This window comes from Kocuria sp. UCD-OTCP, from assembly GCF_000349605.1.
Lineage (GTDB): Bacteria > Actinomycetota > Actinomycetes > Actinomycetales > Micrococcaceae > Kocuria > Kocuria rosea.
Window position 1 is genome coordinate 1 of record NZ_AOSQ01000058.1, and the last position, 6771, is coordinate 6771.

5 protein-coding genes are annotated in these 6771 nt (G+C 69.4%); 4 read left to right on the top strand and 1 reads right to left on the bottom strand.

What is annotated here, in order from left to right; genetic code table 11:
- Positions 1-3633: nitrate reductase subunit alpha (locus H488_RS33120; protein ID WP_017834536.1), on the bottom strand; the 3633-nt coding region annotated here is incomplete at its 3' end.
- A 422-nt stretch (positions 3634-4055) separates the two neighbouring features.
- On the opposite strand from H488_RS33120, the gene moaA reads away from it, so the two are divergent.
- The 4 genes from moaA to H488_RS36230 are packed head-to-tail and all read left to right on the top strand — an operon-like array spanning position 4056 to position 6461.
- Entirely contained in the window at positions 4056-5177 is a 1122-nt protein-coding gene (moaA, locus tag H488_RS33125) for a GTP 3',8-cyclase MoaA (protein ID WP_017834537.1), read from the top strand.
- A 39-nt stretch (positions 5178-5216) separates the two neighbouring features.
- The gene (locus H488_RS33130; protein WP_017834538.1) at positions 5217-5552 is read left to right on the top strand and encodes a MoaD/ThiS family protein; all 336 of its coding nucleotides are present in this window, start codon (positions 5217-5219) and stop codon (positions 5550-5552) included.
- On the top strand, positions 5549-6142 hold the full coding sequence (gene mobA / locus H488_RS33135) for a molybdenum cofactor guanylyltransferase (protein ID WP_051063819.1): 594 nt from the start codon (positions 5549-5551) through the stop codon (positions 6140-6142). The genes H488_RS33130 and mobA overlap by 4 nt, the downstream gene beginning before the upstream one ends.
- A 28-nt stretch (positions 6143-6170) precedes the next feature.
- On the top strand, positions 6171-6461 hold the full coding sequence (locus tag H488_RS36230) for a DUF6457 domain-containing protein (protein ID WP_017834540.1): 291 nt from the start codon (positions 6171-6173) through the stop codon (positions 6459-6461).
- The last annotated feature ends 310 nt before the right edge of the window (positions 6462-6771 follow it).

Sequence of the window (6771 nt, forward strand, 5' to 3'; positions counted from 1 at the left end):
GATGTAGACGCCGTTGGTGTTGAGGCACTCGACCCAGTCGTTGTCGGCGACCTCGATCAGTGCGGCGTCCTGGGGGCTCATCCACACCGTGGTGCCCCCGCGGGCCAGGGAGAGCATGAACAGGTTGTCCTGGTACTCCGAGTGGATCGACCACTTGTTGTGCGGGGTCAGATACCGCACGGCGATCGACAGCTCCCCGCGCTGCCCGAGCTTGGGTTCCCCGAACAGGCGGTGCATGTCCAGGGGCGGGCGGTAGATCGGCAGGGACTCACCCATGTCCTTGAGCCAGTCGTGGTCCAGGAAGAAGTGCATCCGTCCGGTGAGGGTGTGGAAGGGCTTGAGGCGTTCGATGTTGATGGTGAACGGGGCGTAGCGCCGCCCGCCGGTCTCCGAGCCGGACCACTCCGGGGAGGTGATCACCGGGACCGGGCCGGCCTGGGTGTCGGCGAAGGTGATGCGCTTCTCCTCGGAGCCGCGGGCGAGGTCTGCGAGCTCCACCCCGGTGCGCTTCTCGAGGGTCTCGAAGCCCTGCACGGCCAGCTCCCCGTTGGTGGTNTCGGAGCCGCGGGCGAGGTCTGCGAGCTCCACCCCGGTGCGCTTCTCGAGGGTCTCGAAGCCCTGCACGGCCAGCTCCCCGTTGGTGGTGCCGGAGAAGAGGAGGATGGCCTCGGCCATCCGCGCGTCGGTGTTGATCACCGGTCGGCCCGCCGCGGCCCCGGAGTCGAACACCCCGTGCAGGCGGGCCAGCTGGTCCACCTGGTGGGAGACGTCGTAGGTGATGTACTTCGTGGTGAGGCCCAGCTTCTCAGCCAGTGGCCCGACCGCGGAGAACTTCTCCCCGACCGCGGTGTAGTCGCGCTCCACCACCTGGAGGTTCGGCAGGTTCTTGCCCGGTACCGCCGGGACGTCGGTGCCCTTCCAGTCCGGGGCGTGGCCCCCGGGTTGGGCGAGCTCGCCCGGGGTGTCGTGGGTGAGCGCGGTGGCCACCATGTCCTTGCGCACCCCGAGGTGCACCTTCGCCTGCCGGGAGAACTCCTCGGCCAGCAGCCGGAACAGGTCGTAGTCCGTCTTCGCTTCCCACGGCGGGTTGATCGCCGGGGTGAAGGCGTGCACGTAGGGGTGCATGTCGGTGGAGGACAGGTCGTGCTTCTCGTACCAGGTCGCGGCGGGGAACACGACGTCGGAGAGCAGGGTGGAGCTGGTCATCCGGAAGTCGGCCGATACGAGCAGGTCGAGCTTGCCCTCCGGGGCCTGCTCGTGCCAGGTCACGTCCTTCGGGCGGGAGGTGGAGTGGTCGGAGCCCAGGACGTTGTGGTGGGTGCCCAGCAGGTGCTTGAGGAAGTACTCCTCACCCTTAGCGGAGGAGCCCAGCAGGTTGGAACGCCACAGCATCAGGGTGCGCGGCCAGTTCTGCGGAGCGTCGACGTCCTCGACGGCGAAACGCATGTCCTGCGCCTTGAGTCGATCCGCGACCCACCGGGCCTCATCAGGTGCTTCCCCGCGGGCCACACCCTCGGAAGCGGCGTCGGCCACGTCCAGGGAGTTCTGGTCGAACTGCGGGAAGAACGGCATCCACCCCATGCGGGTGGACTTGGCGACCACGTCGGCGGTGTGCATGCCCTTCAGGTGACCCTGGGCCAGCGGGGACTGCAGCGAGTCGGAGGAGTACCCGTCGGAGCGGAACTGGTCGGTGTGCATGTACCAGAACGCGGTGCCGATCATGAAGCGCGGCGGGCGGGTCCAGTCGGTGGCCGCGGCCATCGTGGCCTGGCCGGTGATCGGTCGGGTCTTCTCCTGGCCCACGTAGTGCGCCCACCCGCCGCCGTTGCGGCCCTGGCACCCGCACAGCATGAGCATCGCGAGGATCGCCCGGTAGGTGACGTCCCCGTGGTACCACTGGCAGATGCCGGCCCCNTTGCGGCCCTGGCACCCGCACAGCATGAGCATCGCGAGGATCGCCCGGTAGGTGACGTCCCCGTGGTACCACTGGCAGATGCCGGCCCCGAGAATGATCATCGACCGGCCGCCGGACTTCTCCGCGTTGGTGGCGAACTCCCGGGCGATGCGGGCCACCGCCGCCGCCGGGACCGAGGTGATCTCCTCCTGCCACGCGGGGGTGTAGGGGGTCTCCACGTCGTCGTACCCGGACGCCCACTGGCCGGGTAGCCCGGCCCGGCCCACCCCATACTGGGCGAGCATGAGGTCGAAGACCGTGGTCACCGTGCGTCCGGCCACTTCGGTGACCGGCACCCCGCGGTGGACCACCGAGCCCTCGCCCGTGGCATCGGTGAACGCGGGCAGATCGATCACGCTAGTGGCCTGCTCGTAGGACGCCGAGTCGGCGACGGACAGGGCCGGGCGCACCCCCTGCAGGTCCAGGTTCCACTTCCCCTCGTCGGCCTCGTTGTAGCGGAAGCCCGTCGACCCCTGGGGCACCACCGGAGTGCCCGCGTCCCGGTCCAGGAGCACGGTCTTGAACGCCGCGTCCGCGGCCTCTGTCTGCCCCAGGTCCTGGGCAGTGAGGAACTTGCCGGGCACCACGGTGCCGTCTGGGCGCTGCTCGAGGGTGACGAGGAAGGGCAGGTCGGTGTACTGCACCACGTAGTCCTCGAAGAACGGGACCCGCCGGTCCACGAAGTTCTCCTTCAGGATCACATGCCCCATGGCCATGGCCAGGGCGGCGTCGGTGCCGGCCTGGGCGGGCAGCCACTCGTCGGCGAACTTCGTGTTGTCGGAGTAGTCGGGACTCACCGAGACGACCTTGGTGCCGCGGTAGCGGGCCTCGACCATCCAGTGCGCGTCCGGGGTGCGGGTGACCGGGATGTTGGAGCCCCACATCATCAGATAGGTCGCATCCCACCAGTCGCCCGACTCGGGCACGTCCGTCTGGTCCCCGAAGACCTGGGGGCTGGCCACCGGCAGGTCCGCGTACCAGTCGTAGAAACTGTTCATCACCCCGCCGATGAGGTTAAAGAACCGGGCGCCGGCCGCGTGGGAAACCATGGACATCGCCGGGATCGGGGAGAACCCGGTGACCCGGTCCGGGCCGTAGGTCTTGATCGTGTGCACGTGGGCGGCCGCGGTCATCTCGAGGGCCTCCTGCCAGCTGGAGCGCACCAGCCCGCCCTTGCCCCGGGCCTGCTGGAACGCCCGGCGCTTCTCCGGGTCCCCGACCACGGCCTGCCAGGCCAGGACGGGGTCCCCGCCGACCTCTGCCTTGGCGGCCCGGTACATCTCCAGCAGCACCCCGCGCACGTACGGATAGCGCACGCGGGTGGGGGAGTAGGTGTACCAGGAGAAGGCGGCCCCGCGGGGGCAGCCGCGTGGTTCGTACTCCGGGCGGTCCGGGCCCACGGAGGGGTAGTCGGTCTCTTGGGCCTCCCAGGTGATGATCCCATCCTTGACATAGATCTTCCAGGAGCAGGAGCCTGTGCAGTTCACCCCGTGCGTGGAGCGGACCACCTTGTCGTGGCTCCACCGGTTCCGGTAGAACGCGTCCCCGGCCCGCCCGCCCTCGCGGAAGACCGCGCGGCCGTCCGGTGACTCCTCCCAGCGGGTGAAGAACTTCCCGAGCTTGAGCAGGGCGTCGGAGGCAGGACCATCGGTGCGCGGCGGGACGGATTCGGTCGTCATGAAAAGAAACCTAGTAATGCGCCGGCAAGAATGCCATTCTTACGCGTTACTGATCGTCGCGCCACGACTTGTTCTGGCCATAATGCATTCCGTGGTAAATGCTGACGTGTCATATGTTTCAGAAAGAGAACTTTGTTTCAGAAGGCGAGCCCATTGCGCTCCCTGAGGCGGCATGTCGGGGATCTAGGGCGGTTGGCTCCCCTAGCCGAAAGCTTCGAAAATCGTTCGATTCGAATCACTGGGATTTCGTCATATCGGCCTGCCCTAATCGTGTCCCTAATGCCCGGGACGCACGGTGTTGTGCGCAACCCAAGGAACGATCAGTAACTTTTGGGGACCAGCAAGGTGACCCCATAAGGTGGGTCAAATAACGCAAGTGATGTCTGTGCTATTGCGCTGATCGATATGTTGGAGGCGGTGACATGGGCGTTTCCCTGGGACTTCCGCAGATCCGCGGTGCCGGTCCGGGCCCCAGCGGCGCGCCCCGGGAGGCGGGGCTCGCCGACCGGCACGGCCGCCGGGCCACCGACCTGCGGCTGTCGGTCATCGACAAGTGCAATCTGCGCTGCACCTACTGCATGCCCGCCAAGGGCCTGCCCTGGCTGCCCGCCGCCCGGCTGATGAGCGCCGGTGAGATCACCCGCATCGTCGACGTCGGGGTCCGGCAGCTGGGGATCACCGAGCTGCGCCTGACCGGCGGGGAACCCCTGGTGCGGGCCGACCTGGAGGAGATCGTGGCCGGGGTGCGCACCGCCCACCCGCAGCTGCCGGTCTCGCTCACCACCAACGGCATCGGCCTCGCTACCCGGGCCCAGGCCCTGGCCGCGGCCGGGCTGAGCCGGATCAACATCTCCTTGGACACCCTGGACGCGGCGACCTACCGGGCCCTGGCCCGCCGGGACCGCCTGGCGCAGGTGCTGGCCGGGGCCGAGGCCGCGGCCGCCGCCGGGCTGGCCCCGGTGAAGATCAACGCGGTGCTAATGCGCGGGGTCAACGACCACGAGGCCCCCGAGCTGCTCGCCTGGGCCCTGGAGCGCGGTTTCGCCCTACGGTTCATCGAGCAGATGCCGCTGGACGCCGACCACGGCTGGACCCGGGCGGAGATGGTCACCGCCGCGCAGATCCGCCACCGGCTCAGCACCCGGTTCCGGCTCACCCCGCACCCCGGCGCCCGCGACGGCGCCCCGGCCGAGCTCTGGGACGTCCACCCCACCACCCCCGCCGGGGCCCCCGAGGAGGTTCCCGGGGCCGGGGAGGCGCCGCTGGGGACCGTGGGTGTCATCGCCTCGGTGACGGAGCCCTTCTGCGCCGACTGCAAGCGGACCCGGATCACCGCCGAGGGCAGGGTCCGGTCCTGCCTGTTCTCCCACGAGGAGGTCGAGCTGCTGCCGCTGCTGCGCGCCGGTGCGACCGACGCCGAGCTCGCCGGGCGGTGGCGGGCGGCGATGTGGGCCAAGCCGGCCGCCCACGGCATGGACCACACGGGCCTGGACTCACCCGACTACGTCCAGCCGGAGCGGCCGATGAGCGCGATCGGGGGCTGAACCCGTGGCCGCCCCACCACACCGACCGGAACAGGAACGATGACCCAGAACACCACAGAGAGCAACCCCCGTACCCTGACCTCCGCGACCAGTACGACCATGCGGGTACGGTACTTCGCGGCTGCACGCGCAGCCGCCGGGACCGAGGCCGAGACCCTTGAGCTGCCCACCGGAGACGGCGCGCCCCGTACCCGCGCTGATGTGGAGGTACTGCTCGCGCAACGCCACCAGCAACCGGTGCCTGGACAACCGCTGCTGGGCCAGGTGCTGTCCCGTGCCAGCTTCCTGCTCGACGGGGTGGCCTGCCCAGATGCGGCGGCCGAGATCCCGGACGGGGCCGTGCTCGACGTCCTGCCGCCCTTTTCCGGCGGATGAACACTCCGGCCGGCGCTCTGCTCTTCCATGTTGTGGTCCTGGCCGGGGGCCGATCCTCCCGGCTGGGCGGCACACCCAAGGCGAGCCTGCGGCGAAACGGGCGCACCCTCGTGGAACTCACGGTGGAAGCGGTCCAAGGGGCTGCCGGGGTCGTTGTGGTCGGACCCGCGGAGCTGGCCGTCCCCGCGGGCGTTCTGCGCACCCGGGAGGATCCGCCGTTCTCCGGGCCGGCTGCGGGCATCGCGGCCGGGCTGGCCGCCCTCGAGGCGCTGCCGTTGGCGGACTGGACCATGACCCTGGCCTGCGACATGCCCGAAGTGGCCCGCGCCGTACCCCTGCTGCTGGGGTCCGCCGGGGCCGCGCCCGAAACGGACGGACACATCGGCGTCACCCCCGACGGTCGCCGCCAGCCGCTGGCCGCCCTGTACCGCACCGAGGCGCTGCGCGCGGCCTACGCGGACCAGGACCCCACCAACCGCTCGGTACGCTCCTTCACCCACGACCTTCTCCTGCAGGAGGTCACTGTGGCCGAGGACGCCACCGCGGACGTGGACACTTGGGACGACGTGCACAAGTTCCGGCTCAGCTGACAGAAGACCCCGAGGAAAGGAACGCGGCATGGCGAAGAAGATGACGTCTGAGGAACGACGCCTGCTCTCCGAATGGATCGCCCAGCTCAAGACCGAGTTCGAGCTGGGCGCCATGGACGTGCCTCTGGACGACCTGCTGGCTCTGGCCGGGGTAGTCTCCACCGGGGTGGCTCGCCCCGCCGTGCCGGTCACGGCCTATGTCGCCGGATACCTCGCGGCACTACGCACCCGGCAGGCACCGGATCACGGCGCCGCCCACACCATTCAGGACGTCATCGCGGTCGTACCGGTACCTGCTGCGGATCCACAAGACACCTGATCCTGCCCCGGCTCCTGGCACAACCCCAGCTGCGGTGTCGAGGTGCCTGGTGATGCCGTGGATGAACGCGCCCGCCACCACCGCGGCCCCGTCCCTGTTCCGGGGCTCGCATGGCCTCGCCACGGGGACGGTGGGTGGAGCCAGCAGGACCGAGCAGGGCGGAGTCAGACCGGTCGGGACTGATGCACGGTTCGGTGACACCTGATCTGTGGCGCTGAGAGGCGTCGATGGAAGGATGTACACCATGCCCAAGCCCTATCCCAAGGAGTTCCGCGACGACGTCGTGAACGTCGCGCGCAGCCGTGAACCC

Bases quoted from the DNA above. Each gene is read 5' to 3' on its own strand.
- moaA (WP_017834537.1), top strand. From the start codon at position 4,056: ATGGGCGTTTCCCTGGGACTTCCGCAGATCCGCGGTGCCGGTCCGGGC.
- H488_RS36230 (WP_017834540.1), top strand. From the start codon at position 6,171: ATGGCGAAGAAGATGACGTCTGAGGAACGACGCCTGCTCTCCGAATGG.
- mobA (WP_051063819.1), top strand. From the start codon at position 5,549: ATGAACACTCCGGCCGGCGCTCTGCTCTTCCATGTTGTGGTCCTGGCC.
- H488_RS33130 (WP_017834538.1), top strand. From the start codon at position 5,217: ATGACCCAGAACACCACAGAGAGCAACCCCCGTACCCTGACCTCCGCG.